Here is a 26,964-nt window from a genome sequence, read left to right as displayed (position 1 = left end):
TGCCTGAATCAGTTTCGTACCAGTCGTGTTCCCTAGGGATGCCTGAAATATCAGACGTATACACACCTTAATCGATTGCCATTATTTATTCAAACACCGATAGATATATTTCCTGTCGTGAAGTGAACCCTCTATGCATGTACAGTCCGTTTTCGACGCGCTTCGTCGACCAGAATACACTGGTGATAACCGATGTGTTCCATGTACGATAAATAATCTCGCTGTCGCCGCCGTTGTGTGTATCTGGCTGTGGGTCATGTGGTGGCCGGGCGCGATGGTGTTTGGCGCGGTGGCGCTCGCGAGCATCGTTTTTCGGGGGTACCTTGTGCCGGGTACACCGACGTTGACGAAGCGGTATCTCCCCGACCGTGTGGTCTCAGTGTTCGAGACCTGGGGAGACGAACCGATGACGACTGAGGAGACGGTTGCGGCCAACACCGAGCGGTTGCTCGTTGAATCGGGACCACTCAAACCGTGTGAGGAGTTCGATGATCTCTGTCTCACCCCGCAGTTTCGGGAGTCGTGGTACGGACGGATGGAGCAGATCACCACTTCCGAGACCGAACGCGAAGCGCTGTCGGAGACGCTCGATACGGACGGCGAGATCGCCTTTCTTGATCACGGGGAAGCGTTTACCGCCCACATTAACGGTCGATCGATCGGGCAGTGGGAATCCCACGCCGCGTTCGTCGCGGATCTTGCGGCTGCGCGGGAGCTGCCGCAGTGGATCGATCAGTGGGACCGTCTCGATGTGGCCGAGCAAGGGACGCTCATCCGGGGTCTCCGCGTGTTTATCGATCTGTGCCCGAACTGTGAGGGGCAAGTCACGCCGATGACGGAAACCGTCGAATCGTGCTGTCGGGAACACACTGTGCTCGCCATCTCGTGTGATGGCTGTGACGCGCGGCTGTTCGAATCCGTCGCTGACTCGATCGAACGAGACCAAAAGACGGTGTGAACGCGTCGTGAGTCGGTTGGGGGATGCTCTGGGTTGTCGATCCGTATTGGAACAAAGTATTTTTATTCCTAGGAATCGTCTTCGTATGGATCGTATTCCCAACGATCTATTCCGAATAACGGTAGTATGTTATTTTTAACAACTCCGATGGGAATTATAATAATAATTGCATAAACCATCAATAATATATCTGTTGATTTAGTATTATCATCAAATATGAGTATCATTATAATATAGTATACAAATAATCCAAGTAGAATGGTCACGAATAGCGCTAGCTGGGCTGGACTATCGGGATAGCGGCCGACACGGCTGTCTGGGTTGTACGTGAAAACTGGATGGAGGCTCATCAAAGCAGGATGAATAAATTCCCAAAACACCTGCCAAACGATTGCGAGAGTAACTAGTCCACCAACTAATACCCAAAGTGCACTGGGTAAGTTATCCTCAAAATCACTCATATTCTTCAATATCTATTTATGTGGTAAATATTTTCTTGTATTAGTGCCTTCGATCGTTTATTTCCCTGATTATTCTTGTCTTTGGTTTGCGAATCTGATCTTGCACCTTCCCAACTATTATGCGCTACTACTGCTTTCGCAATTTCAAGTGTTGATCTTTTAACAGTCCATCCACTGATCTCTCTATTTAGTATTTCTACTTGCTTTTTTGTTGGATATTTATCTAATTCGTCCATCTGATTTATTTTCGTTATGAGGTTCTTGGTTGTATCCGGTGGGACTCCATTTTCTTGCAGCATACTGACCCCTCCGAGCCACATATCGTTATCGACGTAGTAGTTGATATCCGAATGCGGTACCCGTTGGGACTTGAGTTTGCTGACTTTCTCTAGATCAGCTCCTTTATCAACAAAGTGTTTGATCTCCTCTTTTCTGAAGCCTTGGGAGCTGAGTTCGCTTGCCTTTTTCAGATCAGCGCCCATATCGATGAGTTCGACGATTTCCTTGCGGTTGTAGTTTTGTGAGCGGAGTGTGCTGATCGATTTCTTCGATCCGTCTCCGAGCCGGAACCTGATACGGTTAGGCTTCATTCCCTCGTCTCGGAGCTGTTTCACAAGTCCAAGATTGATGCCCTCATCGACGTAGAATCTGATATCCTCAACTGAGACACCCTTTGAGCGGAGTTCGAGCACCCGATCGAAATTGACATTCTCATCTTGGTATTTTATGATATCGTCCACTGGCACCTTCTCCTTTGTGAGTTTTTTCACCGGTGCATCGGAGACAGCACCGAGTAATTTCGCTCCCACTCCGCTCGGAAGATGTTTGATCAATCCGTTTGAAAGGAATGAGACCGCCTCATCAGCCTTTGAGGGGAATTCGTCCATCCACTTGGTGGTGATTTTCCGCAGTTCAGTCACCTTCTGTAGATTCCCGACAACAGGGATCAGTCCTAATCCGATGAGAACGTTTTCTATCGTGACTATCTTCCCATCAGCCAAGTTCGATCCGAGATCTCGGAGATCAGAGACGACACTTATCGCCGGCGGTGCAAACGCATTGATCAGCTGTCCTAAAAGATAAAACGGTGAGGAGACTTCTGATGCTGTAAAATTAAAGAGACCACCGGGCATCCCAGCGTTCCCATACAGGGCACCCTCTATGGTTGCTTTCACTGCTGTCCCTGCTTTGAAGTCTTCGCTTTTCTTATCCTTTGAGGGAGTAGTTTCCATCTTATCCTTTCCTCTGTCCTTCGTGGACTCGCCGCTATCATTTTGCGGCTGTGAATCGTCAGATGTGTCCTCTGGTGGTGTAGCGGGCTGCCCACTACTTGAGGTTCCAGTTTTATCCCTGGGCGCAGTCGTTCCCCCCACATCGCTAGCAGCGTTGATGGTGAGCTGTGTGCTGAGATCCTCAGCACTGGTGTCGGTCGTATCGATAGCAAGCCCGACGCGGACGGTATCGCCCGGTGTCAGTGTGACGGCGTTGCCTTTTCCTTCGAGTGTGTCACCATTCCCCCGCTGGAATTCGATACTGTCGTCGGTGTCCTGCAACCAGACACCCACTGATTGGGTGCCTTGATTGGTGATGTTGACGACACCCCCAATACTGGTTTTGGCTCCGTGGTTGACACCGCTCCCGGATGGCGCGTCCTCGCCTTTGCGTGCACCGTTTAATTGGAGTTGGAGTTTCCCGTTCTGGTAGGTGGTGTACTCACCGTTCTCACCCGGCGTGAGTCCGAGATATCCTGCCTTATCACCAACCACGTCTACGCTCGTCTCGCGTGATGTCGTCAAATTCGAAAACGCGCCTGTCGCGTAGATGGCGCTTGTCACGAGACCGATGGCAACCAACACGATCGCAAGACGACGTACCCGACGCATTGATGACTGGCTCTACACCACCCCATGGCCCTTGGGTACTTTGTATTGGTGTGCTTGAAGATCTTCAAGCCCAGCTTGAAACCATTGTTCGCACTGTTCACTTCGTTTAACAACCAGTTAACATATTATACATTTACACTATCTAAATAATCCTGTCTAATACATACCAACTACTACAAATACATCTATAATCTACTGGTGTATCGATTCGACTTCGACTAGAACTGGATCCGCTGCACAAACCTCCGGGACGCCAGAATTCATAGAGGGCGATCGACTGAACGCGACCACTCGACAGCAGTGTACTTTATCTCTGTACTCCTGCCACCGATAAATCGCTGATCCCACCATATCGATCGTCCGGAACATCTGCCCTGTTTTGACGAACTTCAAACGGAAAGTGATTGAAATCCGTCGGTAGATTTATAATGGACGACTCAATTGTTTACCAGTAGATCAGAATCATGGATAAACAAATCGACCACGCTGTTTGGACCACAGGAGAGGACAGCTATGACTGAGACGTACGTCGGCGCGATCGATCAGGGGACGACCGGCACCCGATTCATGGTGTTCGATCAGGGCGGTCGGGTCGTCGCCAGCGCGTATGAGAAACACGAGCAGTTCTATCCCGAGCCGGGTTGGGTCGAGCACGATCCCATCGAGATCTGGGAGAACACGAAGGCGGTTATCACACAGGCGCTAACGGATGCAGGGATCGATGCGGAGCAGTTGGCGGCGCTTGGGGTGACGAATCAGCGCGAAACTACGGTGCTGTGGGACCGGGATACGGGTTCACCGATCCACAACGCCATCGTGTGGCAGGACCGACGGACAACCAGCCGTATCGAGGAGTTAGAGGCGGCGGGCAAGACCGAAGAGATCCGTGCAAAGACAGGGCTACAGGCAGACGCGTACTTTTCGGCCACGAAAGCGGAGTGGCTGTTAGACAACGCTGAGCCCATCAAAACCCAACGCGCCCGACCTGCTGATCTCCGCGAGCGCGCAGCGGACGGCGAGATCCGTTTTGGAACGATCGATTCGTGGCTCATCCACAACCTCACTGGCAATCACATCACGGAGATAACCAATGCCTCTCGAACGATGCTGTACAACATCCACGATCTCGCGTGGGATGAGGATCTCCTTGAGGAGTTTGGGGTTCCACGGCCGATGTTACCGGAGGTTCGGCCATCGAGCGACGACGAATACTACGGCTACACCGATCCGTCTGGCTTTTTGGAAGCCGAAATACCGGTCGCAGGAGCGTTTGGTGATCAGCAGGCAGCGCTGTTCGGCCAGACGTGTTTCGAGCCGGGAGAGGCGAAAAACACCTACGGTACGGGATCGTTCTTCCTCGCCAACACCGGTGAGGAAGCGGTTGAGAGCGACCACGGACTGTTGACGACGATCGGATTTCAGCGTTCGGGCGAGCCAGTACAGTACGCACTCGAAGGGTCGATCTTCATCACAGGCGCGGCGATCGAGTGGCTCGAAGATGTCGATCTGATCGACAACGCGCTCGACACCGAAGAGATCGCTCGCAGCGTCGAGTCGACTGACGGCGTGTATCTCGTCCCTGCGTTCACCGGTCTCGGGGCACCCCACTGGGACGGCCGCGCACGCGGGACGATCGTCGGGATGACCCGTGGAACTACCCGCGCTCACATCGTTCGGGCGGCGCTCGAATCGATCGCCTTCCAAACGCGGGACGTTGCAGAAGCGATGGAAGCCGACGCTGGCATCAAGATAACCGACTTGAAAGTCGACGGCGGCGCGGTGAAAAACAACTTCCTTTGTCAGCAGCAGGCCGACATCATCGAGGCGACCATCGTCCGGCCGGAAGTCGACGAGACGACCGCCTTGGGATCAGCGTACGCGGCCGGGCTTGCCGTGGACTACTGGGACAGCCCCGACGAACTCCGGAGCAACTGGCAGGCCGACCGGGAGTTTACCCCAGAGATGGATAGCGAGAAGGCTGACGCGATGTACAGCCGCTGGAACGACGCTGTCGATCGCTCGCTCGATTGGGCACAGGAGGGGGATGTCTGATCGTGAGCGTCGGAGCAGTCATTAGCGCACTCAGCGATCCGGGGTTGTGGCTCGCTGCCTTTGCGGGCGGCGCGTTCGGAGCGGCCCTCGGCGCGCTGCCGGCGTTCGCCTTCATGGGAATCATCGTTATCGCTGGTGAGACGGCAAACGTCGTTACCGAAGCGGTTGGGGTTGAAGCCCAGATCGCTATTACGGACAGCATCGCGTTCGGTCCCGTGTTCGGCCCGCACATCTCGTTCGCTGGTGGTGCTGCTGCGGCCGCGTACGCGGCACGGAAGGGGTATATGGACACTGGCTTCGATTATCACGAGGCGAAAAACATCTCGCACGCGCTCGGGACGAGGTACGACGTACTCGCTGTCGGCGGCGTGTTCGGCGTGTTTGGGATGATCGTTCGGCAGACATCAGGCGGGCTAGGCATGCCGTGGGATCCGATCGCAATGGGGGTCGTTATCTCCGCGGTTGCCCACCGACTGATCTTTGGCTACTCGCTGATCGGTTCCGTTCACGTCGATAGCCTCTGGGATATGACACCGTTCGAGAGCGAGGAGATGCACACGACCGCCGAAGGCGGTGAGATCGTTGCCGATGGGGGTGAAACAGCCGAGAAGGCAGCCACCGATCGCGAGGACGGTTCACAGCGACTCGTCGTTGAGCCGTGGCTTCCCCAGCAGTACCGATGGGGCAACGTGGCGATGCTGGGACTCGTCGTCGGTCTCCTAGGGGGGTATCTCGTGGTCGTTACCGGAAGCGTGTTTCTCGGGTTCGGCATCAGTGCGGCCACGCTCTTCTTTTTAGCCTGTGGCGTAGAGCAGATTCCCGTGACCCACCACATCACGCTGCCGGCGTCGACCGCGGCAGTGGCGTTAGCCGGTGGAACCACAGATATGGCGATGCTGCCAGCACTGGCAATCGCCGCTGTGTTCGGTCTCAGCGGTGCGCTGTCCGGCGAGATCGTCCAGCGCGTCTTCTATGCCCACGGTGACACCCACTTCGATCCACCCGCGGCCGCGATCGCACTCAACACGTTTTTCATCGCTGTGTTGTACTACGTGGGTCTCTTCCCGGGCTTCTCATGGTTACCGCTGTGACCGAACAGCGAGTACCACGCTATTTCACCCCGGAAGACGAAGCGGTTTTCCCATCCCATTACCGTAGTTCCAATTACAACGCACGTATTGATTAGAGCGAGATACATGCTTCCGACGCACGTGCTTCCACGATGAATCTGACAGCCCGCATCCGTCGCCGCCAACGCTCCGGGCCCACCACTCGACTCATTGTCGAGTACGACGCCATCAGTCCGGCAGTTCACGTCGAGGAGCCGATCGGACGAGGACCTGTAGTAGAGCGACTACTGGACTACATGGAATCGGCGTTCGATGGTGAGCTTCCGCCAAACGCCTACGTTTGGGGCGCGCCCGGAGCGGGGAAATCAGCCATCATCACCGCCCTATTTGACCGTCTTGAGCGACTTCTTCACCGCTCGCGGGAGGCGATTCACACGGCCACCCGTACGCATCCGGACGGCACGCCGTCGTTCGTCTATGTGGACGCACGCCGGTCAACGAGCGAGTTCGGATTACACCAGACGATTCTCGACAGCGTGGTCGTAGAGTCGGTGCCCGAGCACGGCGTCGGCATCGATTCGATCCAGTCGTGGCTCAACGAGTTCCTCACTGACAATCGGACGCTCGTCGCCGTTGATCACGTCGGTGAGTCCGGAACGTACTCCGTCTTGGAGCTCGCTTCGATGCTGGAGCAGTTCGATGGATTATCGTGGGTTGCCGTCGGTCAGCAACCACCGGATGAACTGGAACGCGTTCCATCGGAACGCATCGAGATTCCAGCGTACGACGATCACGTGCTCGTCGATGTTCTCACCGAACGGGCGTCAAACGGTCTCGCCCAACGTGCTGTCTCTCATGAACAACTGCGCCGCCTCGTCGGATGGGCCGATGGAAACGCTCACGACGCGATCGCGGCGTTGTTCGGCGCGGCGATCGACGCGATCGAACACGATCGATCGCGGATCAGCGAACAGAACCTCCAGACCGGAATGGCGGTCGTCCCACGTCCGTCGGTGTCGCTTGCCCGCGTGCTGTCTCTGGCCGACAGCCGTCAGTCCGTGCTCCGAGAGCTCGTCGATCTTGCGGAGTCACAACGGTCATCCGTCGGAACGACGACGAAGGCAATCGCCGCGTCGTCCACCATCGAACTGTCGGAGGCGACGGTCAAACGATTCCTGTACGAGCTTGCTGAAACCGGTGTTATCGAGCGGGTCACGAACGACACCGGCGAACGTTCTATCGGGCGCCCACCGAGTCGAATCGAACCGCGGTTTCCGACGCGGGTATTTCGTCACGTGTACGATCTCAAGCGCGAATGAACGCAGCGTTCACAGTGTGAACAACAGGTATGGCAGGACGAACAACGCGACAAACAGCACCAGCAGTACGAGACCGTACCCTGCAAGGGTTCCGACCGCGGTCAGCCACGATGGATGATTGAACCCGGCGTCGCTCAGGGAGACGAACTTGCTCATTACCCCATGGATCGACCGCTCAACCAATAGACCTGTCGGTGTCGACGCTCATCGCCGGTCGTCGATCAGTGCTACTCACCGAATGATGTCCTGAATCCGTCGGGGTTCGCCTTCGAGCGCGGGGTTCTCTTCGATGATTTGCAACACCTCGTGGTCGGTGACGTTCGGATACGATTTTTCGATCGCGTCTTCGATGAGCTGGCGTTCAAGTCGAAATTCGGTCCCTTGATAGACGACATCGACACCGTGCTCGTCGAACGAAAGAACGGTCATACGAGGAGTTATTCGCGGCGAAATAAAAATCTCGCCGCTCACATGCCCAACGTCTGCCACGCGTCAGACGTTCCCAAGAGGTTATAGCCCCGTCGTGGTAACCATACGGCGTGTCGATTCGCGGCGAAGCGCTTGACCGGCTCGTCATTCCCGATGGAACGACGGTTGAGGAACGCGACCTCGTGACCGATGGCGACGTGATCATCGGTGGACAGAGCACGGTCGAGTTCGGGGTGCGAGGACGAACTGTCATCGCCGGTGAGCGCACTGTCTTTGATGGGTCGATCGAGTCCAGAGCGGACTGTCGACTCGACATGTGGTGTGAAATTCAGGGCAACGTTCTAGTTGGTGCCGACGCTTACATCGGTGAACGGGCCCACGTCGGCGGCCAGCTGATGGTCTCAGGTGATCTCGACATCGGTGATGAAGTGACTATCGAAGAGGGGTTCGAAGCCAGCGGATGGATCGTCATCCGGAATCCGATGCCCTCAATCGTGTTCCTGTTCATCTATCTCTCTCATCTACTCCGGATCGGTGAGGAAGAAGCCGCTCAAACCGTCGCTTCCGAGTTGCTGAACGAGGACGACGACGCACCGGATCCGCTCGTCATCCCCCGAGGTTCGCGTGTCAACGACGATACGTGGCGAGTTTCCACTCGCGGTGAGATCGGTGACGACTGTCGATTGCACGGCAACATCCGAGCCACCAGTCTCGATATCGGTGCGAACAACGAGGTGTTCGGAAGCCTCCGTACGAAACGGTGTATCACGATCGGACAGAACACCTGTATTCACGGTGATGTGACCACCCGTCACGGGACGGTCACTATCGCTGAAGGGGCCGAGATACGGGGTGACGTGAGCTGTGGCGATCTCGATCTCCACGAAAACGCCCACATCGACGGCTCGATCCGCGCCAGCGGTGAGATGTCGATCACGAACGAGGCGCTGGTCGATGTTGATGTCGGTCCCGATATCGATCCCGCGTAGTGCGGAACGATTCTCTCCGCTTATTCTACGTTTACTAGCAGCTGTAACAAGCGTGTCTGCAGTTCCGAGAACAGGATGGCTACACGGAACCGAAAGGCACACTCCGCTCGGTCACCCTGTAGGCGTATGACCGCCGGCTCTCTTTCGCTCGCACTCGCCGGAAAGCCCAATGCGGGGAAATCGACCTTTTTCCGTGCGGCGACGCTGGCCGATGTCGAGATTGGGAACTACCCGTTTACGACGATTGACGCCAATCGCGGTGTCACTCACGTGCGTACCGATTGCCCGTGTCTTGATCGTGACGAGCGGTGTGACAGCGAGAACTGCCACGACGGGATTCGGTTCGTGCCGGTAGAACTGCTCGATGTAGCCGGGTTGGTTCCTGGTGCACACGAAGGACGCGGTCTCGGCAACCAGTTTCTAGACGCGCTCTCGAACGCCGATGCCGTTCTCAATGTTGTCGACGCCAGCGGCGGGACAAACGCCGAGGGCGAACCTGTCGAAGTCGGCGCGTATGATCCCGTTCAAGACGTTGATTTCGTCCGAGAGGAAATGGATCTCTGGCTGGCGGGAATCGTTGATCGGAACTGGGAAACCGTCGAACGTCAATCTCGGTCCCCCGATTTCGACCTTGAGGACGCGCTCACGGAGCTGTTGACCGGTTTTGGTGCGAGCGAGCCGTCGGTTGCGGCCACGCTCCGGAGCGTTGCGTATCCCGACGATCCCAGATCGTGGACCGACGAGGACCGCGAACGGCTTGCCCGTGAGCTCCGAGCGCGGACGAAGCCGATTCTCGTTGTCGGCAACAAAGCCGATGTCGCGGATACGGACACCATTGACCAACTCCGAAACGCGGCGAGCGATGTCGTTCCCACGACGGCAGAGGGCGAACTGGCCCTCCGACAGGCCAGTGACGCAGGCGCTATCGAGTACGAACCCGGTGATCCCGAGTTTACCATCGTCGAGGAACTCACTGCCGAACAGGATGAGGGTCTCGAACGCATCCAGTCGGTCATGCACGAGTGGGACGGGACAGGTGTCCAAAGCGCGCTGGATACGGCCGTCTACGACCGTCTCGACTACATTACCGTTTATCCCGTCCAAAACGAGACCAACTGGACCGACGGACAGGGCACTGTTCTCCCCGACGCTGTGCTTCTTCCTCACGGCGCAACCCCGACCGATCTCGCCTACGCCGTCCACTCCGACATCGGTGATGGATACCTCCACGCTGTCGATGCACGGGACGGCCGCCGCGTGAGCGATGACCACGAACTCACAGAGGGTGACGTGATCAAGGTCGTCAGCACGACGTGAACTGTACGTTTCACTGAGTCGATGTGTACTGATGGTCTAGGTACTGTGCGAGTTGCGCTCCGTTCTCCGCCAGTGCCACAACGTCTCGGTCTTGGTTGTAGTGAATAACGCTCTTATCTTCCAACTCTGAGATGTGGTCGTGATAGAGAGACATATAAACTCGTTTCACCTCTTCGGCAGAAATCTCAGCAATAGACGCGTCGTGTTCTCGGACGGCAACTTCCTCGGCTAAGTCGGCTAGTGCCAACGGGTCCTCGAATTGATGCAGACAATGAAGAGCACAGTGTCGACGCCGATCGGCCTGCATTTCGCGGTGAGGATCGAATGAGTTGAAGTCGCTTTCATAATACTTTTCCATGGCATCACTCTGTACTTGCTCTATCAGCAATCCCTCCGCTGCGTGAATATTCACCCATTTAAGTCGGCTCCGCTCACAGTGCTGTATCAATCACGGTGGCTGTTCCTCGGCGGAGTCGTTCTGAGAGCGCCTGCGAAGAGATCCCGCAATGGTCCGCAACAGTTGCCAAGGGGACCCGTCGTGGAACTTGGAAGTAGCCAAGCTCGCGTGCAGTAAGTAACGCCTCTCGTTGACTGCTCGTGAGCTGGGTGTCGGCTTCGGTGGTGTTTTCTCTCACTTTGTGCACTGTCTTGAGGAAAATGTCGATACCGTTCTCCGCACATATCTCCTGAAACTGTTGGAGCGTCTCTCGATTGGACATTTGTATCCGGAGGATCCATCCCCCGTGTGTTGTTGCGGTTGTTGCATCGAGTAAGCTCATATCCAATTCAGGCCAGGCCGGGTAGGTAGCAACGCTCTTTCCATACTTAGTGAACGTCACTCGATACAAGCGTCGCGTCTGGGTTTCAGCCAACTGCGTCGGATTCGCCACTGTTGGGTCAGCATCGAGACCGTCTTCAAACGCTGCCAAATCACCTTCCGTTGTCCAAAACAGAAACAGGATTTCGTTGCCAGTTTGGTACATCTCCTCATAATTGATGATCATCTCTGGGGCGTGAGCGAGGCTTTCTTGGAGGATTGGTGACTCCATTCGGACTTCAACGACTATCATACGACGAGTATGGCCCGGAGCGATAAATGAATGTCACTCGTTCACACGGCTGTACAGCGTAATGGCAGACTGGCGTCGATTCGTGCGGGTAGCTCACCCCCCCTATATTTCAACTGGAACTCCGAGACCACAATATCACTCGCGCTCTTTGATCCAGTAGGAGCAGCAACACAGGGACGTTGCGCTCAGTTTTACATATGTACATACATTTTTAATTTCTCTTTTCTCTCCTGACCGTCCAGTTCCGGTGGAGATGATTGCCGACGTCTACAACCGATTATGGCTGTGATGGTACTGACCTGTAATCGCGATCCCCTCCATTTCGAGAATTCAATATCGAATTCTACCCCGACACACATGAATACAATTAGTGGAGATATAAAATATGTCTAACCCTCCATATGAACTTAGGGGGCACAAGACTCATACCTATGTGGCACTGAGTATCATGTGGACGTCGGACGTGCAACAACGCGGCGTGACGGTTTCATCCAATCGAAGCAATCCCCCGGCGTCCCAATCTGGCATAGTCCGACCAGCGTTGTCGCACCCGTGGTCTCCGGCCCGACTACGGGGTTCGTCTACCAGTGGTGACCCCATTCGTCATCGCCGGACCTACCCCAGTGTCGTCTCATTGCCACTCTCGGTCACCGGTGGTTTCGGCTGGTCGGTCATTTTTTCTCGGTCGTCGAACAATTACACAGTACTGAGCCGCTCGTGGGCCGCCCCGGATCTGTCTGTCCTCGATCCGGCTTCTGTATTCACAATGGCCAGAAGGCACTTGTAACATACGATGTTTTTTGTATCCGTGATGAAAGGTAACGCATCGATGTTCAGTCGCCGTTCGTTTCTGAAACGTGTTGTCGTCGGCTCTGTCGGGATCGGTGTCGTCGGACGCGGTTTGGATCGGGCGACAGCGGCTCCCGATCAGCAGTCGGGGAGTGTGTGGTCGCAGTACAAGGCCGATGCGGGCCAGTCTGCTCGACTTCCGGCTGGCATTGGTCCCACTGGTGGTATCCAAGAGGCGTGGACGGTGTCCCACGATCGCATTCACGACGGTGTGGCGGTCGTCAACCAAACGGTGTACGTCGGTGGAAAGACTCTTGTCGCACTGAACGCACAGAACGGCACTGCTCAGTGGTCGTTTGAGCCGGCCCTTCCGGATATCGACGACCCCGGCGAGCCGCTGATTCCAGATGTCGGTTCCCCGGCCGTGATCGACGGCACTGTTTACGCAAACGTTTGGTTCGGCCCTTACGATGGCGGAACGTACGATACGGCGTTCATCGCGGTCGATGCGAACACCGGTGAGCGTCAGTGGCGGATCGATACCGGCGGGGCTTCCTCTCGGTCGTTTGCTCCACCGACGGTCACTGACGACACAGTTCTAACGACGATGCCCCAAGGCGAGGGATACGGCGACGGTCGAATGGTCACCGCTCTCGATCTCGATGGCACCCTGCGTTGGCAGACGTGGCTCGATAATCCGTACTCAGGATCGCTCCCTGTTTCTGAGAACCGCGTGTACATCCCGACAGCGAGCGGTGTCCGAACGCTCGATCTGCAGACCGGGAGTACCGTCTGGACGGCACTTCCACAGGTACAGTTCCAGCCTGCTGCCGCGCCACTCGTTTCGGATGGAACGGTGTTCGTTGCTGAGACGGCCGAGCCGGGGGTGACGTTCATCGCACTCGATGCGGCGACCGGTAACGAACACTGGCGTACCGCATACGCTCCGGATGCCCGCTACTCGACGGGGATCGGGACGGTTGACAACGAACGGGTGTATCTCCAGATGGGAGCAGTCGACGACGATGTCATCGCACTCGACCGAGCGGACGGCAGCGAGCGCTGGCGAGCAGCCATCGACCAGCCCGACCGGAAGCACGTCCCAACCGATGGCATGGCACGGGTTGGCGATCTCCTGTACGTCGGCGGAGCAGCGGTCGATCCGACCGACGGATCCACCGTGTGGAAACATCCCCTCCCGGTCGCTGGCTACGGTCGGGAACTGAGTGCCGTCGCTGGTGGACGTGTGTACGTCGGCGGACAAGGACTCACTGCGCTCACGGGGACCACCGAGTGATCATCCGGATCTCATAACATGTCGAGACCGAGTAGTTCCTGTTGGATGCCGTCACCAGCTTCGATATGACAGTCCGTCCGAGGATAGGAACTACACAGTAGGGCATACCCATCCTCTTTCTGGTCGGATTCGAGCGCCAGTCCGTCGCTCTGGTCAATATCACCATCGAGTAGTTTTCCGACACAGCTCGTACAGTTCCCGTTACGACAGGAAAACGGGAGATCAAGCCCCGCCTCGTGACCCGCGTCAAGGATGTACTCATCGTCGGACACCGTTACTGTCGTCGTGTCACCGTCGAATTCGAAGGTGACCTCGTAATCGGTGCTCACGCTTCGTTAGAGCCGCTGTCGGAGTTTGTACATTTCGAGCGCTTCGAGACGCGGGTCGCCGGTGCTCGAAACGTCGTCATCGAGACTCGCACCGCTCACCATCTCGTTAAACGAGGTGCTCACACCTTCCTCTTCGAACGTCGAATCCATGATGTAGGCAACGTTCTCGCGGACCTTCTCGGAGGATTCGCCCAACTCCTCGGCCGCTTCCTCGATCGCCTGTTCGACTTCCTCGTCGGTTGCGGTGAACTCCGCGCCGCGAGCGAGTTCCCTGAGTTCTCTGTCAAGTGCCATCTCAGATCCCCCCGTCGGTGGTAACCCCGCGCTTTCGTTGGTAATGCTGTTCCTGTTCGTGAACCCGCTGTTTGAGGTCCCACTCGTTGATCTCCAGATACCGGTCGCGGACAACGTTGAGTACTTCCATGTAGTCGATGTCGAGTCCGAGCGTCTCGTTGTACATGCCGTCGATGAGATTGCCCCCACGCATCAGCACCTCATTGAAATCGAGTTCGAGCGGATCATCGAGGGCGTCAGTGAACATGTAACCGAAATCAGCCATATACGGCACGTCTTGGTACAGCGTTTCGACGATCCCTTGTTTTACCCCTTGGAACTGCGGGTTGCCAGCCTCCTCCTTTTCGATGAGTTCTTTTAGCAGTTCGATCCCGTGGGTGATGTGGCGTCCCTCGTCCGTGCTGACGAACTTGAACGCGTAGTTCAACAGCGGGAAATCGGCCCGCTCGGGGAACCGACTGATTGCGCTCGCTCCGACGCGTGCGAGGATCCCCTCTACGTTCAGGTGGTAGTTTGTCGCGGCCTTGGCGATGTCGACCGGATCTAAGGTGTTCGCGGCTTTCGCCGTTAACAGTCCCTGGTGTTCGAATACCTCTCCGAGTCCCGTCGCTTGCACGACCGGAATCCGCGTCCCACGCCGGGGATCGAGATCGTTGTAATTGTCTCGATCGTCCATCACTTCCTGCATATACACGTCTAGAAATTGGGTGTGTTTGTGCTCGGTCAGCGTGAGCATCGTCATGTACATCTCCTTTTCCGTGTTCCCATCGAGACACGGCGCGCCCATAATGCGCTGGAGGTTCGTCGCTGCATCGCCTGCGACCTCGCGCTCACCGTCTAAAAACCCCGAAATTAAATACCGAATCTGGTCCCGCTCGTCTTGAGACAACTTTTGCCAGGATTCCCGATCCTGTTCGAATCCGATCTCCTCGAACAGCTTTTCGACGTTCCACGTCCCGAGTTCGACACCCTTCTGAAACAGGGTGTACCACTTGCTCCCGGTGTCCACCCGTTGGCCCGAGTATTGTGACTGGAGCACCTGTGACATACACACTCCCATCGTCGTCAAATCCGTATCAGGGTTCGGCCGCGCATACGGGGTAATTTAAACTGTTATGGATATACTATGGTTATTAATTTAGACGAACAGTTAGATAATCTCTCAACGGGGGCGGTTTCGTGTACGGATAATTCATATTTTAAAGGTATCAGAACAGGAACGTCGTTTCCATTCTGCCGGCGGTGTCGCCCATCTCCTGTGCGGCTTCGGGATAGATGATGACGTTGGTGATATCTCCGTCGAGATCCATATCTTGTGACATGACAGCTTCGATCACGTCAGCGCCTTCGATGAGTTCAGTCCATTTCCCGTAGGGGGCAGTGAGAACGAATCCAGTCGCCTCCGTGGGCGGCGTTTCGAGCACTTCTGTTGCACGGCACTCGCCATCATGGAGATCGATCGACGCATACACCGTATCCTTGTGGACGTATCGTTCCAGTTGGTCAAGGAGATCATCAAGATCGTCGGGCATCTCCGTACAGAGATCGGGCCACGTCACGGCCGGTGCGTCCTCGATTTCGGTCTCTAGCAGCGCGGTGATGAATCGCTCTCGCGGACTGTCGGCAGCTACGTCGCTCATCCGCTCGGCAAGCTCGGGTGGTGCTGCCTCGATTAGCTCCTCGATCCGGGCTGCAGAGACAGATTCGAGCCGTTCACGAAACGCAGCCGAAAGCTCCGGTGGGAGATCACCGATGGTCGTCTCAGTGACGGGAAGATCAGTGATCTCGAAGACGAATCCGCCATCGAAGTCGACGCCCCACCCTTCGCTTTGTTTCTCATACGTCTCGTTTTCGTTCAGTCGCTTGCGGTAGGCCGTCAGCCATTCGCGTGACGGAAACCAGTTCGTCATGGACGTGCTCTGTGAGCGACTGGCATGAGGATACGGGCTTGGATGGCTGGTGATTTATTTGGGTCTCGTTCTTTCAGCACGATCGATCGCCTCTGGGGGACGGACATGGTTTAGTTTCAGCAGTTCGAACGGTGCTGGTATGACCGAGAAAGAGAACCGCGTTGTCCAAGGCCGAATGGTGACGCCGAAATCGCTCGCTGAACGCATCGAAGACGGCTCAGTGATGGACGCGGAGGCCATTGTGGATGCCGACCGAGAGTGTCCGGAGTGTGGCGGTCCCGTCGTTTCGGTTGGATACATGCCGTCAGTGATGGAATTCGTAACTGGCTATAAATGTCAGGACTGCGATTGGAAGGCGACAGATCGGGAGTGACGACGTTCGAGTCGGATCACGTACTCACCTACTGAACCGAAACCGCTTTAGGGAAGATGGCCCTTCTTGGGGGTACGGGGACGTGGCCAAGCCAGGCATGGCGACTGACTCCAGAGGTCACACGCCCGGTGACTGAGCTGAGCAAAGCTCAGTTGGCAACCGGACGTAGTCCGGTGACAGAGCGGAACAACGTTCCGCAAGCAACCGGCCGAAGGCCGGTGACGAAACTCCAGAACTGATATACCGAGCGGTCGGCTGATCACCGTCCGCGATGACGACCCTCTGGAGTACCGAGGCGAAACCGGAGATATCAGTCGATCGGGGGTTCAAATCCCTCCGTCCCCATTTTATTATACCCGATTGTGAGCGGTTGTGTTGGGGTCTGAGTGGATTCATACCGAATCTGTTGTACGTAAAACTGCACTCAGCGATGCAGCCGCTTCATGTATTACCCGTCCAGCTCCAAAATCGTGATTAGCAAAATCGTGATTAGTAAAATTACGATTTTACTATCGGACTCGTTTTATCTGATGCGTGTGTAGATCGATGTATGACCGGAGCCGACACGGCATTCATTAACCGTACGGAGCATCTTGCGGAACTTCGCTCTCGCTATGAGCGTGATCAAGCGGACTGTATCGTGATGTACGGGCGACGACGGCTAGGAAAAAGCACGCTTGCACGTGAGTCAATCCGTGATCGTGATGATGCAGTCTACTGGCAGGCGACCGAGGAGACACCGGAGGTACAACTCGATGATTTCGTGACCGCAGCAAGCGAAACGTATCCGCATGTCGCGGACATCCGCCACGACTGGGAGCCGCTCTTGCGAGCGCTTGGGCGGGAGGATGCGGTTGTCGTCCTTGACGAGTTTCCGTATCTCATCCAATCGGACGATGCAGTTCCATCAAAGATCCAACGCGTTTGGGACACTCACTTAGAAGAGACATCGACGACGCTCGTTCTCGTCGGGTCGTCGATCAGTATTATGGAAGAGAAAGTCCTTGGAGGAGGGAGTCCACTGTACGGTCGCAGAACGCACTCGATCGATCTTCCACCGCTTCAGATCGGTGACGCGATCCACTTCTATCCGGCTGATGATGCGGATACGATTCTACAGGCGTGGAGCGTGTTCGGTGGGACACCTTACTACCTCCGTGCAATCGATCAGACGTGCTCATTAGCGGAGAATATCCAGTCTCTCATTCTCTCAGAACACGGTGTGTTACACGATGAACCAGAGTTTCTCGTGCGGACGGAGTTCGGAATCCGTGAACCACAAACCTACTACACCATTCTTCGGGCGCTCGCACAGGGAAAACGCGAGACGAATGAAATCGCGGGCTTCGCCGGGGTTGACTCGAACAGTCTCGGATCATATCTGACGAAGCTTCGCCGTCTCCGCCTTATCGTCCGTGATATCCCGGTCACCGAGAGTCCGAATGCCACCCGGAAAAGTCGCTATCGATTGAGCGAACCACTCTTCCGGTTTTGGTTCCGCTTCGTCTACGGCCAAGAAGGAACGATCGCACAGCTCGGCGAAACAGCCTACGAACAACTCGTCGCCCCGGAATTCACTGACTATATGGGTGCACTCTTCGAGAGCGCCTGTCAGCGTGCACTCCCACAACTCGTCCCGAAAACCTACCAGGGAGTCGGATACTGGTGGCACAAACAGCATGAGCTGGACGCCGTCGGACTCGCTGCCGACGGCACGATCGTCGCTGGCGAGTGTAAGTACACGTCTCGTCGTATGACCGAAGGTGATCTCGCCCGGCTTGAGCGGACGGCAGCCACCATTGAGTGGACACCACCTGATGGCGGCGAGCCAACGTATCAGTACTGCTGTTTCTGTCGCTCCGGGTTCTCTGAGGATCTCACGCAACTTGCAGAAAACCGCGACGATGTCCGGCTATTTACGCCTAAGGAAATCGTCACCAGCCTCACGACGACCCATGGAAGATAGCGGAGCTACCGTACAAACGTAGAACTCGTGCTGATCGAATTCACATCCAATACGTGATCCGAGTATACTCACTGCTTCGAAACGGCTACAGTAAAAACGGGCTGAGTGCCTCGGGGTCTCGCACGCCGCAGAGCGAATGTGCTGGATACGAGAAATCGAAGCCTTCCTTTGATTTGACCTCGGGTGCAGTTCACGCTTCGATACCGTTTTCCCACCGCTCAATCAACGGCCACCAATGAGCGCGACATATTCTCAGATCACCGACCAGCTCGACGATCCCGAAGCGGCTGTCGAGTCCGGACGCCAGAAGATCGACTGGGCGCGCCAGCACATGCCCATCTGTGCGACGCTTCGAGAGGAGTTCGAGGCGTCCCAACCGTTCGACGATCAGCGGATCGGGATGGCGATGCACGTCGAGGCCAAAACGGCCGTGCTTGTCGAAACGCTCGCTGCAGGCGGTGCGGAGATCGCCATCACGGGGTGTAATCCGCTGTCGACCCACGACGACGTGAGTGCCGCGCTCGACGCCCAACAAAACATCACGTCGTATGCGAAACACGATCTCCCTGAAGAGGACTATTACGCGGCCATCGAATCCGTCATTGATCTCGAACCGACGATCACCGTTGACGACGGTGGCGACCTCGTGTTCCGTATCCACGAAGAGCATCCGGAACTGATCGATGGCATCATCGGCGGGTGTGAGGAGACGACGACAGGCGTCAACCGACTGCGTGCGATGGACGCAGACGACGCGCTCGACTATCCGGTGTTTGCGGTGAACGACACGCCGATGAAACGGCTGTTCGACAACGTCCACGGGACGGGTGAGTCTTCACTAGCGAACATCGCCATGACCACCAACCTCTCGTTTGCCGGGAAAACCGTCGTCGTCGCGGGATACGGCGACTGTGGCCGCGGGCTTGCGAAAAAAGCTGCGGGCCAGAACGCACACGTCATCGTTTGTGAAGTCGATCCCCGCCGTGCGCTCGAAGCGCACATGGAGGGGTACGACGTTATGTCGATGCGTGAAGCCGCGCCGAAGGGCGACGTGTTCCTCACCGCAACGGGCAATACGGACGTTATCACGCACGAGCATTTCGAGCGGATGAACGACGGCGTTGTGCTCGCCAACGCAGGCCATTTCGACGTGGAAGTGAACCTCGATGATCTTTCCGAGTTGGCCACCTCGGTAACCGACGTTCGAGATGGGGTTCAGGAGTACGAGCTACCGGACGGCCGCCGACTGAACGTGCTCGCGGAAGGTCGGCTCGTCAATCTCGCTGGTCCGCGCGCGCTCGGCCATCCGGCTGAAGTGATGGATCAGAGTTTCGGCGTCCAAGCGGTCTGTGTCCGAGAACTCGTCGGTGCACACGAAACCGGGCTTCCCGATCGGTTGCTGACAGCGATCCGGGACCGGTTCGGACGCGCTAACGGCTCGCAGGCCGTCGCCAACCACAGCTACGATGCTGGCGTTCACGAGGTGCCCGACGTGCTCGATCGGGAAGTCGCCAGCATCAAACTCGACGCCGAAAACATCACTACTGACGATCTCTCTGAAGAACAACGGGAGTACGTGAGTAGCTGGCAACACGGAACCTGACGACCATTAAAGTGATAGTGGGTCCGGTATACGGCAGATGCCCGGCACCACGAGAGAATCGGCTGTGATTGAAATATCCCAACACGGACAGACGACGATCTCGATGCATCCCCGATTGGTGTGACGTGCAAACGATTTCGGACAGAAGGTGTCTGATACTGTTCGGTTTCGGTCTTGGCTCAGAGCGCCTGTGAGTATGCCGGCCACGCGCTTATCCGGTGTCCACGTAACGTATCGTGTATGACGACAACCGCGGAGCTCGCTGATTTTGCGCTGTCTGTCAGCTACAAGGAGCTGTCCGAGGACGTGCGCGAGGAGTTGAAAAAGCGCGTGCTCGATTCGATCGGGATCGCGGTTGGTGCGTTGGGGGCCGACGCGATCGACAGCGTGCGTGCGACCTGCACCGAACTGGAGTCCGACGGACCGTGCCGGCTGTGGGGGACCGACCGTACCGCCTCGCCGGTCGGAGCCGCGATGTACAACACCGCACTCACCCGGTATCTCGATTACATGGATTCGTTTCTCGCGCCGGGGGAGACACCTCATCCCAGTGATAACATCGGCAGCGTGATCGCGTGTGCTGAAGCTGCCGATCGCACCGGCCGCGAGCTGCTCGCGGGCATCGGCGTCGCCTACGAGGTGCAGGGCGAACTGGCGTGGAACGCCCCTGTTCGGGACCGTGGCTACGACCACGTGACCCATACAGTGTTGTCGGCGGCGACGGGCGCGGGCGTGGTTCGGGAGCTCAATCGGGAACAGTTACGCAACGCCATCGGGATCGCTGGTACCGCACACAACGCGCTCCGGGTGACCAGAACCGGCGGCATCAACGAGTGGAAAGGGATCGCCAGCGCGAACGCCGCCCGGAACGCGGTGTACTCGGTGGTGCTCGCGGCCCACGGGATGGAGGGTCCGACGAACCTGTTCGAAGGCCAAAAAGGGTGGAAGCAGATCATTAGCGGCGCGTTCGATGTCTCTCTCGATCCGGAGTGTGAACGCGTCTTCGACACGATGACCAAACGCTACGTGGCAGAAACGTACGCCCAATCCGCTGTCGAGGCGATCATCGAACTCGCTGAGAGCCATGATATCGACCCGGAAACGGTCGAATCTATCCACCTCGACACGTTCGCGGGTGCGAAGCTCATCATCGGCGGTGGTGAGGGATCGCGCTATGAAGTCGAAACGAAAGCTCAGGCCGATCACTCGCTGCCGTACATGCTCGCTGCTGCGCTCATTGATCGCCAGTTGACCAATGACGCGTACGAGTCCGAGCGCATCACCCGTGACGATGTCCAAACGCTGTTGCGAACCGTTACAGTCGAAGAAGATGAGGAATTCACAGAGCGCTTCGAACGGGGGGAGATGCCCGCTCGGATTGCTGTGGAACTGGAGGATGGCACCACTCACCGCGCCGAAACGGGCGATTTCAGCGGTCACCCGAACAACCCGATGTCGTGGGAGCAGATCGAAGAGAAATTCACCACTATGACTGACGGTCGGTACGACCAGTCTCGGCAACAGGAGATCATCGACACCGTACGAACGCTTGAGGAACACGACGTACGCGATCTCACTCGATTGTTAGAGCGATAATACAGCTGCTGTCATGCGTGAACGCCGTCATTCCGTTCGGAGACAGTGACCGCTGTGACAACAGCAAGGCCCTTTGTTCGAACAGGGTCATCTCTGCTTGCGTACTCCCGGTCAACCGATAAGTGGCTGGCAACTGTGGCTACTGTTTGCATGCCAGTAGACAACCGAGCGTTCGATTTTCTCCGGGTGAACGACCGTCCCGACAAGCCCCGAGAGAACGGCATCACGGAGATCCGTGGGCCGTACTACGATCCGATGGGACCACGCGAGTTGCGCGACATCCTCGAAACGATGGGGCACTACGTGGATATCTACAAGTTTTCGGGCGGTTCGTTCGCGTTGATGCCCGAAGACGCAGTAACCGAACTGATCGAGACGTGCCACGAGTTCGATGTCGAGGTCTCGACTGGTGGGTTCATCGAACACGTGCTCGTCGCGGACAACGCCCACGTTGAGGACTACGTTGCGGAGGCAGGGGAACTCGGCTTCGACATCGTGGAGATCTCCTCGGGCTTTCTCGCCATCGATGTCGACGACGTGGTTGCGCTCACCGAACTGGTCGTTGATCACGGACTGAAGGCCAAACCCGAGATCAACGTTCAGTTCGGTGCTGGCGGTGCCTCCAGCGAGGAAGAACTGTTAGAAGAGACCCAGCAAGATCCCGCGCTGGCGATCGAAGAAGGGAAGCGTCACCTTGATGCCGGCGCGTACAAGTTGATGGTTGAAGCCGAGGGTATTACCGAGAACGTGACCGATTGGCGGACTGATGTTGCCTATCAGATCGCCACCGAGCTAGGGCTTGAAAACTGCGTGTTCGAAGCGCCCGGTCCGGAGATGTTCGAATGGTACATCAAGAACTTCGGTCCCAACGTGAACATGTTCATCGACAACTCTCAGATTGTCGAGTGTGAGTGCCTCCGATCCGGACTGTGGGGTAAAAAATCGACGTGGGGACGTGTCACGTCCTACGATAGTGGGGCCTAACGCGTTGAGCGTCAGATCGAGTGTACGCTTATTCCCGCTGCTGTCCAAAGTCACTATGAATATCCGCACCGCAACCGAGGCAGACACCACGAAGATCTACGACATCGCACAACAGTCGACACAGGCGTCATACGCGGTTAGTCCAACCGCAATCGACATTATCGTGGAAGAGTGGTTCGATGTGGGGGTGCTAGAAGATCGACTCGATGAGCACGTGATCGGGGTTGCTGAGACCGACGAATCCGTCGTGGGATTTGCAGAGGGAACGATCACGGACGACACGGGGGAACTGTTGTGGCTCCACGTTCATCCCGAAGAGCGCGGACAACATGCGGGTACGGAGCTGTTCGAATGGACGCGCGAGACGCTTCTCGATCGAGGGGCAACCGACGTGCACGTTCGAATCCTTGCCAGCAACACCGAAGGTGACGGCTTCGCTGAACGGTTTGGCTACGAACGAATCGATCAGCGAGATACCGAGTTCGGTGGCGAGAGCTGGCGAGAGCACATCTACGCGCCGATCGCTGAAGATACGGGTGCGACGGCTCCAGCCGAACCCCGAGATGTTCCCTCGACGATCGAAGCGGACGGCGAGGAACGGTTCCTTGCAGACGAAGCGATTCCAGGTGACGCTGCTCCCTTCTACCCGTTGTACAACGACGAGAGCTACGACGAACAGTACGGCTACTACTGCTCAAACTGTGGTTCGACCGCCCAGGCGGCTGATGAACTGGACCGGATCAAGTGTACGGAATGTGGAAACGTTCACCGACCAGACGACTGGGACGACGCGTATCTGTAGCCGTTAATACACATCGTTCGGTCCTCTGGTGGGAAGGCCGAGCGGTTCGAGATCAACGTACTCACGGATGAGATCGGCTGCCCGGTCGCACGCCGCCTCCAGATCCACCCGTCTCACTGGTTCGTCGGCTTCAGACCGATCAAGGTCGGCGTGGGTGAACACGCTGTCGAGAAACGCCGCCCGAACCGATCGGTTCTCGAACAGTCCGTGGACGTACGTTCCGAGCACCCGATCGGTTGCCGCTCCCGCGCCGTCGAACGGTCGATCGACGGGGGAAAGCAGCGTCGTCTCTCCCATGTGGATCTCGTAACCGGTGATCGTTCCGGTGGCTCCGTCAAGCGGGCCACAGCCATGGATCGTTCGGTTCACTGGCTCGACGTGTTTTTCGGTCGAAAACCGCGTTTCAGTGGGAAGCATCCCGACCCCCTCAACCACATCGATGGAACCAGTTGCCTCAACCGCGGCGTTCGTGAGCCGTTCGCCTAAGAGCTGATATCCGCCACAGATCCCGACGACCGGTCCATCGAACGCGCGGAGTGACGCGTCAAATCCATTCGACCGGAGCGCGAGACAGTCATCGACCGTGTTTTTGGTCCCCGGAACGACGACTCCATCGGCAGCTGCGAGCTGTTTGCCCGCCGAAAGCGGGAGATACGTCACTCGAACGCCCGGCGTGCGTTCTAACGGCGTGAGGTCGGTGAAGTTCGAAATCCGAGGGAGGCGGGGAACGGCGATCGTAACTGATTCCGTCTCTGGGACGCCGTCGTCGGTCCCGACCGTGGCGCGCTCGGTTTCTGGGGGTAACGCCACGCTGTCTTCCTCGGGAAGCCCCGGATCGTCGTAGGGGAGCACACCGAGAACAGGGACGCCCGTTCGTTGTTCAAACGCTTCGATCCCCGGCGCGAGCAGCGACCGATCCCCTCGGAATTTCGTGATAAGACAGCCGACGACCCGCTCTCGAAGATCATCGGGCAACAGCGATAGCGTTCCCACGAGGCTGCCAAAGACGCCGCCGCGTTCGATATCCCCGACGAGAAGAATGTCAGCGTCAGCGAACCGGGCGGTCTCGACGTTCGCAAGATCACGGTGATGGAGGTTGATCTCCGCGATCGATCCGGCTCCCTCCGCGACAACGTACTCGTGTTCCTCGGACAATCGTTCCCATGACGTTCGTGCCGCCGACCGAGCGCGGTCCCAGTGCTCGGCGTAATACTCACCCGCCTCATAATGGCCGACCGCCTGTCCGTTGATCACCAGCTGTGAATCCCCATCTCCGCGTGGCTTTAACAACACGGGATTCACGTCCGTCGTCGGGTGTACATCGCCTGCGCGTGCTTGTACGTACTGAGAAACACCGATCTCTCCCATCCCCCCCGACGGCGTTGGCACTACGTGGGCGTTGTTCGACATGTTTTGGGCCTTGAACGGAGCGACGGGGGTGTCGAAGGATGCGAACAGGCGACAAAGCCCTACCACGATAGTCGTCTTTCCAACGTGGCTCGCTGTTCCCGCGACGAGGAGCGTGTGAGTCATGGGGTTGAGCGTGCGTCGCCCCGTACCCTAGACCGGGCGCGAGAGGAACAAAGGGAGCGTGCGCCGCCTTGTCCTCCACCGCAATTCGTTAACGCTGCCACAATTAATGTTTCGTTTTCTATCCGATCGTTATGTGTAGTATATAAATTTTCGACTGTATTATACAAATTTATTTATTAATATTCGGTTCCTTGTCGTCCTCTGTATCCAGAATCAAACGGATGAATATCTTTCTCGACATGGGTGATCAGGTCTGCGTGGGTTTCGAGGAAGTCGGGACGTTCGTGGCCACCGGTGAGCACGAGTTCGAGGTCGTCAGGTTTGGTTTCGATGAGCTCTATCACGTCCGCGGCTGCGACGAGGTCACGCTCCGTGGCGTACAGTAGTTCGTCGAGCACGAGCATGTGAACGCCCTGTTCTGGTGGAGCGTCGAGTTCGAGCGGTTGGGAGAGGTTCGCTTCGCGGATCGTCTCGATCAGCTCAGTTGCGCGTTCGTAACCGGCGACGGCCTCCGTTTCGTGGTCGCGGTCGTCGGTGCCGTCGTTCAGGGCGTGCCAACCGTAGTGACCGAGGTTTTCGTAGCTGAAGCCGGGCAGCGCAGCGATGGCATTGTACTCACCACGAACAGATTCAACGCTAGAGACGCCGCCTTTCATGAACTGGAGGACGTGAACCCGGTAGCCGTGGCCGATGGCGCGCAGTCCCATCCCGAGCGCAGCGGTCGTTTTTCCCTTGCCGTCACCCCACCACGCCTGAACAAGTCCGAACTCCGCGGGAGCATCGGCCTCGATCGGCTGTGCCGTCGGTTTTTTCCCTTCGCCGGGGGTGCGTGACAGTTGATCGTCGGACATGGCTGTGGTCGGTCGTGATCAAAGAAATGTGTACCGCACATCAGTACATCCATTGGCTGGGCGGTGATACGTAGACCATGGATACAGCGCTCATCATCGGTGGAACGCGGTTCATCGGTCGTCACACCGTTCGTGAGTTTCGAGATCACGGATACGACGTTGCGATCTTCAACCGGGGCCGCCACGACAACCCGTTCATTACGGAGGATGTCGTTCACGTCACCGGCGACCGGACAGACCAGGACGCACTCGACCGTGCGCGCAGACAGATCAAACCAGACGTGGTGGTTGACTGTGCGGCCTACCATCCGGAAAATGTTCGGTCAGCGACGGAGATCTTCGCCAACACCGACGCGTACGTGTACGTTTCGAGCGGCGCAGCGTACGGTGAGGAGGTAATCCCCAAGCGCGAGGATGAGACACCGCTGTGTGCGTGCACTCCTGAACAGGCGACTGACGATTCTTGGGAGACGTACGGTCCCCGGAAGGCACAGGGAGATCGAGCTGTCTTTGCGGCCGGCGACCGAGGTGTTCGTGCGATGAGCGTCCGGCCGCCGATCGTCTACGGTCCATACGACTACACCAACCGTTTTGCGTACTGGATCGACCGGGTTCAGGCGTACGACCGCATCGTCGTCCCCTACACCGCGCTGCGGCATCTCGTATACGTGGGCGATGTGGCTAGTGCCATCAGAGCGATCGCCGAACGCGGCGACGCTGGCACCGCCTACAACGTCGGCACCCACACGCTTCCGGTGCTCACAGAATGGATTGAACTCATCGCTGACACGCTCGGAACGAGTGTCGAATCGGTTGAAGTAAGCGAGCGCGAACTCGCCACGGTCTCTCTCGAACCGTCAGATTTCCCGCTCTACCGCGAGTATCCACACGTTCTCGACACCCACAAACTCGAATCGATCGGCTGGGAGGCGACACCGATCCCGAAGACGGTTACGACTACTGTTGATCGCGTTGTCGCTACCGCCCAGACGATCGACCAAGGTCCTGACCGAACGCAGGAGCGCCGGGTGCTTGAAACGGTCTCTTCTTAATAGTGTGCTGATTAAATCATCGTGAAACGATGGGAGG

General features: G+C 57.0%; 27 protein-coding genes and 1 tRNA gene. 15 read left to right on the top strand and 13 right to left on the bottom strand.

Translation table 11 applies throughout. The features are described from left to right. Positions 1-133 precede the first annotated feature (133 nt). The gene (locus EIK79_RS04545; RefSeq protein ID WP_124953957.1) at positions 134-958 is read left to right on the top strand and encodes a hypothetical protein; all 825 of its coding nucleotides are present in this window, start codon (positions 134-136) and stop codon (positions 956-958) included. Positions 959-1,026: 68 nt separating this feature from the next. Here EIK79_RS04545 and EIK79_RS04540 read toward each other — a convergent pair whose 3' ends face one another. Then, complete coding sequence (locus tag EIK79_RS04540) at positions 1,027-1,419, bottom strand: hypothetical protein (RefSeq protein WP_124953956.1); 393 nt, start codon at positions 1,417-1,419, stop codon at positions 1,027-1,029. Positions 1,420-1,424: 5 nt separating this feature from the next. Next, positions 1,425-3,215, bottom strand: a complete 1,791-nt coding sequence (locus EIK79_RS04535) for a DUF1102 domain-containing protein (protein WP_148094126.1) — start codon at positions 3,213-3,215, stop codon at positions 1,425-1,427. Between the two features lie 600 nt (positions 3,216-3,815). Between EIK79_RS04535 and glpK the strand changes: the two genes are divergently transcribed. From glpK to EIK79_RS04520, 3 genes are all read left to right on the top strand, one after another. Beyond that, on the top strand, positions 3,816-5,354 hold the full coding sequence (gene glpK, locus EIK79_RS04530; protein WP_124953954.1) for a glycerol kinase GlpK: 1,539 nt from the start codon (positions 3,816-3,818) through the stop codon (positions 5,352-5,354). A gap of 2 nt (positions 5,355-5,356) precedes the next feature. Further along, positions 5,357-6,445: a hypothetical protein gene (locus tag EIK79_RS04525; protein WP_233737936.1), complete on the top strand. Its 1,089-nt coding sequence runs from the start codon at positions 5,357-5,359 to the stop codon at positions 6,443-6,445. 131 nt (positions 6,446-6,576) lie between these two features. After that, a complete protein-coding gene (locus EIK79_RS04520; RefSeq protein WP_124953953.1) occupies positions 6,577-7,743 on the top strand; it encodes a Cdc6/Cdc18 family protein in 1,167 nt (388 codons plus the stop codon). 9 nt (positions 7,744-7,752) lie between these two features. On the opposite strand, the gene EIK79_RS17950 is transcribed toward EIK79_RS04520, so the two are convergent. Further along, positions 7,753-7,899, bottom strand: a complete 147-nt coding sequence (locus tag EIK79_RS17950) for a hypothetical protein (protein WP_185715505.1) — start codon at positions 7,897-7,899, stop codon at positions 7,753-7,755. Positions 7,900-7,974: 75 nt separating this feature from the next. Next, on the bottom strand, positions 7,975-8,172 hold the full coding sequence (locus tag EIK79_RS04515) for a DUF5800 family protein (RefSeq protein ID WP_124953952.1): 198 nt from the start codon (positions 8,170-8,172) through the stop codon (positions 7,975-7,977). Between the two features lie 110 nt (positions 8,173-8,282). Between EIK79_RS04515 and EIK79_RS04510 the strand changes: the two genes are divergently transcribed. Both EIK79_RS04510 and EIK79_RS04505 read left to right on the top strand, forming a co-directional pair. Continuing rightward, positions 8,283-9,161, top strand: coding sequence for a polymer-forming cytoskeletal protein (locus EIK79_RS04510; RefSeq protein ID WP_124953951.1), 879 nt, complete (start codon positions 8,283-8,285; stop codon positions 9,159-9,161). A gap of 126 nt (positions 9,162-9,287) precedes the next feature. After that, positions 9,288-10,478, top strand: coding sequence for a redox-regulated ATPase YchF (locus tag EIK79_RS04505; RefSeq protein WP_124953950.1), 1,191 nt, complete (start codon positions 9,288-9,290; stop codon positions 10,476-10,478). A gap of 10 nt (positions 10,479-10,488) precedes the next feature. Here EIK79_RS04505 and EIK79_RS04500 read toward each other — a convergent pair whose 3' ends face one another. Further along, positions 10,489-10,836 (bottom strand): DUF7344 domain-containing protein, encoded by a 348-nt coding sequence (locus EIK79_RS04500; protein ID WP_124953949.1) that lies wholly within the window; start codon positions 10,834-10,836, stop codon positions 10,489-10,491. 73 nt (positions 10,837-10,909) lie between these two features. Further along, positions 10,910-11,548, bottom strand: coding sequence for a helix-turn-helix domain-containing protein (locus tag EIK79_RS04495; RefSeq protein ID WP_124953948.1), 639 nt, complete (start codon positions 11,546-11,548; stop codon positions 10,910-10,912). A gap of 811 nt (positions 11,549-12,359) precedes the next feature. Between EIK79_RS04495 and EIK79_RS04490 the strand changes: the two genes are divergently transcribed. Further along, positions 12,360-13,634, top strand: a complete 1,275-nt coding sequence (locus EIK79_RS04490; RefSeq protein ID WP_185715504.1) for an outer membrane protein assembly factor BamB family protein — start codon at positions 12,360-12,362, stop codon at positions 13,632-13,634. A gap of 11 nt (positions 13,635-13,645) precedes the next feature. On the opposite strand, the gene EIK79_RS04485 is transcribed toward EIK79_RS04490, so the two are convergent. The 4 genes from EIK79_RS04485 to EIK79_RS04470 form a co-directional block, all read right to left on the bottom strand. Further along, positions 13,646-13,963 (bottom strand): 2Fe-2S iron-sulfur cluster-binding protein, encoded by a 318-nt coding sequence (locus EIK79_RS04485; RefSeq protein ID WP_124953946.1) that lies wholly within the window; start codon positions 13,961-13,963, stop codon positions 13,646-13,648. Between the two features lie 6 nt (positions 13,964-13,969). Continuing rightward, positions 13,970-14,257, bottom strand: a complete 288-nt coding sequence (locus EIK79_RS04480; protein ID WP_124953945.1) for a hypothetical protein — start codon at positions 14,255-14,257, stop codon at positions 13,970-13,972. A 1-nt stretch (position 14,258) separates the two neighbouring features. Next, positions 14,259-15,305: a ferritin family protein gene (locus tag EIK79_RS04475; protein WP_124953944.1), complete on the bottom strand. Its 1,047-nt coding sequence runs from the start codon at positions 15,303-15,305 to the stop codon at positions 14,259-14,261. A gap of 160 nt (positions 15,306-15,465) precedes the next feature. After that, positions 15,466-16,167, bottom strand: coding sequence for a sterol carrier protein (locus tag EIK79_RS04470; protein WP_124953943.1), 702 nt, complete (start codon positions 16,165-16,167; stop codon positions 15,466-15,468). Positions 16,168-16,306: 139 nt separating this feature from the next. Between EIK79_RS04470 and EIK79_RS04465 the strand changes: the two genes are divergently transcribed. From EIK79_RS04465 to EIK79_RS04450, 5 genes are all read left to right on the top strand, one after another. Next, positions 16,307-16,540 (top strand): DUF5795 family protein, encoded by a 234-nt coding sequence (locus EIK79_RS04465; RefSeq protein ID WP_124953942.1) that lies wholly within the window; start codon positions 16,307-16,309, stop codon positions 16,538-16,540. A gap of 76 nt (positions 16,541-16,616) precedes the next feature. Further along, positions 16,617-16,885, top strand: a tRNA-Trp gene (locus EIK79_RS17945). Between the two features lie 205 nt (positions 16,886-17,090). Continuing rightward, the gene (locus EIK79_RS04460; RefSeq protein WP_124953941.1) at positions 17,091-18,506 is read left to right on the top strand and encodes an ATP-binding protein; all 1,416 of its coding nucleotides are present in this window, start codon (positions 17,091-17,093) and stop codon (positions 18,504-18,506) included. 235 nt (positions 18,507-18,741) lie between these two features. Continuing rightward, the gene (locus EIK79_RS04455) at positions 18,742-20,109 is read left to right on the top strand and encodes an adenosylhomocysteinase (protein WP_124953940.1); all 1,368 of its coding nucleotides are present in this window, start codon (positions 18,742-18,744) and stop codon (positions 20,107-20,109) included. A 240-nt stretch (positions 20,110-20,349) separates the two neighbouring features. Further along, positions 20,350-21,705 carry an MmgE/PrpD family protein gene (locus EIK79_RS04450; protein ID WP_124953939.1) on the top strand — a complete coding sequence of 452 codons (1,356 nt, stop codon included), beginning with the start codon at positions 20,350-20,352 and terminating at the stop codon, positions 21,703-21,705. Between the two features lie 11 nt (positions 21,706-21,716). Here EIK79_RS04450 and EIK79_RS17940 read toward each other — a convergent pair whose 3' ends face one another. After that, positions 21,717-21,857 carry a hypothetical protein gene (locus EIK79_RS17940; protein WP_185715503.1) on the bottom strand — a complete coding sequence of 47 codons (141 nt, stop codon included), beginning with the start codon at positions 21,855-21,857 and terminating at the stop codon, positions 21,717-21,719. Between EIK79_RS17940 and EIK79_RS04445 the strand changes: the two genes are divergently transcribed. Further along, positions 21,856-22,689 carry a phosphosulfolactate synthase gene (locus EIK79_RS04445; RefSeq protein ID WP_124953938.1) on the top strand — a complete coding sequence of 278 codons (834 nt, stop codon included), beginning with the start codon at positions 21,856-21,858 and terminating at the stop codon, positions 22,687-22,689. The genes EIK79_RS17940 and EIK79_RS04445 overlap by 2 nt on opposite strands. 55 nt (positions 22,690-22,744) lie before the next feature. Next, positions 22,745-23,491: a GNAT family N-acetyltransferase gene (locus EIK79_RS04440; RefSeq protein WP_124953937.1), complete on the top strand. Its 747-nt coding sequence runs from the start codon at positions 22,745-22,747 to the stop codon at positions 23,489-23,491. Positions 23,492-23,494: 3 nt separating this feature from the next. Here EIK79_RS04440 and EIK79_RS04435 read toward each other — a convergent pair whose 3' ends face one another. Together EIK79_RS04435 and EIK79_RS04430 are read right to left on the bottom strand one after the other, a co-directional pair. After that, on the bottom strand, positions 23,495-25,024 hold the full coding sequence (locus EIK79_RS04435) for a cobyric acid synthase (protein ID WP_124953936.1): 1,530 nt from the start codon (positions 25,022-25,024) through the stop codon (positions 23,495-23,497). Between the two features lie 176 nt (positions 25,025-25,200). Further along, the gene (locus EIK79_RS04430) at positions 25,201-25,875 is read right to left on the bottom strand and encodes a cob(I)yrinic acid a,c-diamide adenosyltransferase (protein WP_124953935.1); all 675 of its coding nucleotides are present in this window, start codon (positions 25,873-25,875) and stop codon (positions 25,201-25,203) included. A 77-nt stretch (positions 25,876-25,952) separates the two neighbouring features. Between EIK79_RS04430 and EIK79_RS04425 the strand changes: the two genes are divergently transcribed. Continuing rightward, positions 25,953-26,927, top strand: a complete 975-nt coding sequence (locus tag EIK79_RS04425; RefSeq protein ID WP_124953934.1) for an NAD-dependent epimerase/dehydratase family protein — start codon at positions 25,953-25,955, stop codon at positions 26,925-26,927. The last annotated feature ends 37 nt before the right edge of the window (positions 26,928-26,964 follow it).

Source organism: Halocatena pleomorpha, assembly GCF_003862495.1.
GTDB classification, from domain to species: domain Archaea; phylum Halobacteriota; class Halobacteria; order Halobacteriales; family Haloarculaceae; genus Halocatena; species Halocatena pleomorpha.
This window is presented reverse-complemented; position numbering and strand designations above follow the sequence as displayed.

Bases quoted from the DNA above. Each gene is read 5' to 3' on its own strand.
- EIK79_RS04480 (WP_124953945.1), bottom strand. From the start codon at position 14,257: ATGGCACTTGACAGAGAACTCAGGGAACTCGCTCGCGGCGCGGAGTTC.
- EIK79_RS04470 (WP_124953943.1), bottom strand. From the start codon at position 16,167: ATGACGAACTGGTTTCCGTCACGCGAATGGCTGACGGCCTACCGCAAG.
- EIK79_RS04425 (WP_124953934.1), top strand. From the start codon at position 25,953: ATGGATACAGCGCTCATCATCGGTGGAACGCGGTTCATCGGTCGTCAC.
- EIK79_RS17950 (WP_185715505.1), bottom strand. From the start codon at position 7,899: ATGAGCAAGTTCGTCTCCCTGAGCGACGCCGGGTTCAATCATCCATCG.
- EIK79_RS04445 (WP_124953938.1), top strand. From the start codon at position 21,856: ATGCCAGTAGACAACCGAGCGTTCGATTTTCTCCGGGTGAACGACCGT.
- EIK79_RS04435 (WP_124953936.1), bottom strand. From the start codon at position 25,024: ATGACTCACACGCTCCTCGTCGCGGGAACAGCGAGCCACGTTGGAAAG.
- glpK (WP_124953954.1), top strand. From the start codon at position 3,816: ATGACTGAGACGTACGTCGGCGCGATCGATCAGGGGACGACCGGCACC.
- EIK79_RS04520 (WP_124953953.1), top strand. From the start codon at position 6,577: ATGAATCTGACAGCCCGCATCCGTCGCCGCCAACGCTCCGGGCCCACC.
- EIK79_RS04465 (WP_124953942.1), top strand. From the start codon at position 16,307: ATGACCGAGAAAGAGAACCGCGTTGTCCAAGGCCGAATGGTGACGCCG.
- EIK79_RS04515 (WP_124953952.1), bottom strand. From the start codon at position 8,172: ATGACCGTTCTTTCGTTCGACGAGCACGGTGTCGATGTCGTCTATCAA.
- EIK79_RS04460 (WP_124953941.1), top strand. From the start codon at position 17,091: ATGACCGGAGCCGACACGGCATTCATTAACCGTACGGAGCATCTTGCG.
- EIK79_RS04455 (WP_124953940.1), top strand. From the start codon at position 18,742: ATGAGCGCGACATATTCTCAGATCACCGACCAGCTCGACGATCCCGAA.
- EIK79_RS04450 (WP_124953939.1), top strand. From the start codon at position 20,350: ATGACGACAACCGCGGAGCTCGCTGATTTTGCGCTGTCTGTCAGCTAC.
- EIK79_RS04500 (WP_124953949.1), bottom strand. From the start codon at position 10,836: ATGGAAAAGTATTATGAAAGCGACTTCAACTCATTCGATCCTCACCGC.
- EIK79_RS04505 (WP_124953950.1), top strand. From the start codon at position 9,288: ATGACCGCCGGCTCTCTTTCGCTCGCACTCGCCGGAAAGCCCAATGCG.
- EIK79_RS04540 (WP_124953956.1), bottom strand. From the start codon at position 1,419: ATGAGTGATTTTGAGGATAACTTACCCAGTGCACTTTGGGTATTAGTT.
- EIK79_RS04495 (WP_124953948.1), bottom strand. From the start codon at position 11,548: ATGATAGTCGTTGAAGTCCGAATGGAGTCACCAATCCTCCAAGAAAGC.
- EIK79_RS04440 (WP_124953937.1), top strand. From the start codon at position 22,745: ATGAATATCCGCACCGCAACCGAGGCAGACACCACGAAGATCTACGAC.
- EIK79_RS17940 (WP_185715503.1), bottom strand. From the start codon at position 21,857: ATGCAAACAGTAGCCACAGTTGCCAGCCACTTATCGGTTGACCGGGAG.
- EIK79_RS04545 (WP_124953957.1), top strand. From the start codon at position 134: ATGCATGTACAGTCCGTTTTCGACGCGCTTCGTCGACCAGAATACACT.
- EIK79_RS04430 (WP_124953935.1), bottom strand. From the start codon at position 25,875: ATGTCCGACGATCAACTGTCACGCACCCCCGGCGAAGGGAAAAAACCG.
- EIK79_RS04475 (WP_124953944.1), bottom strand. From the start codon at position 15,305: ATGTCACAGGTGCTCCAGTCACAATACTCGGGCCAACGGGTGGACACC.
- EIK79_RS04490 (WP_185715504.1), top strand. From the start codon at position 12,360: ATGAAAGGTAACGCATCGATGTTCAGTCGCCGTTCGTTTCTGAAACGT.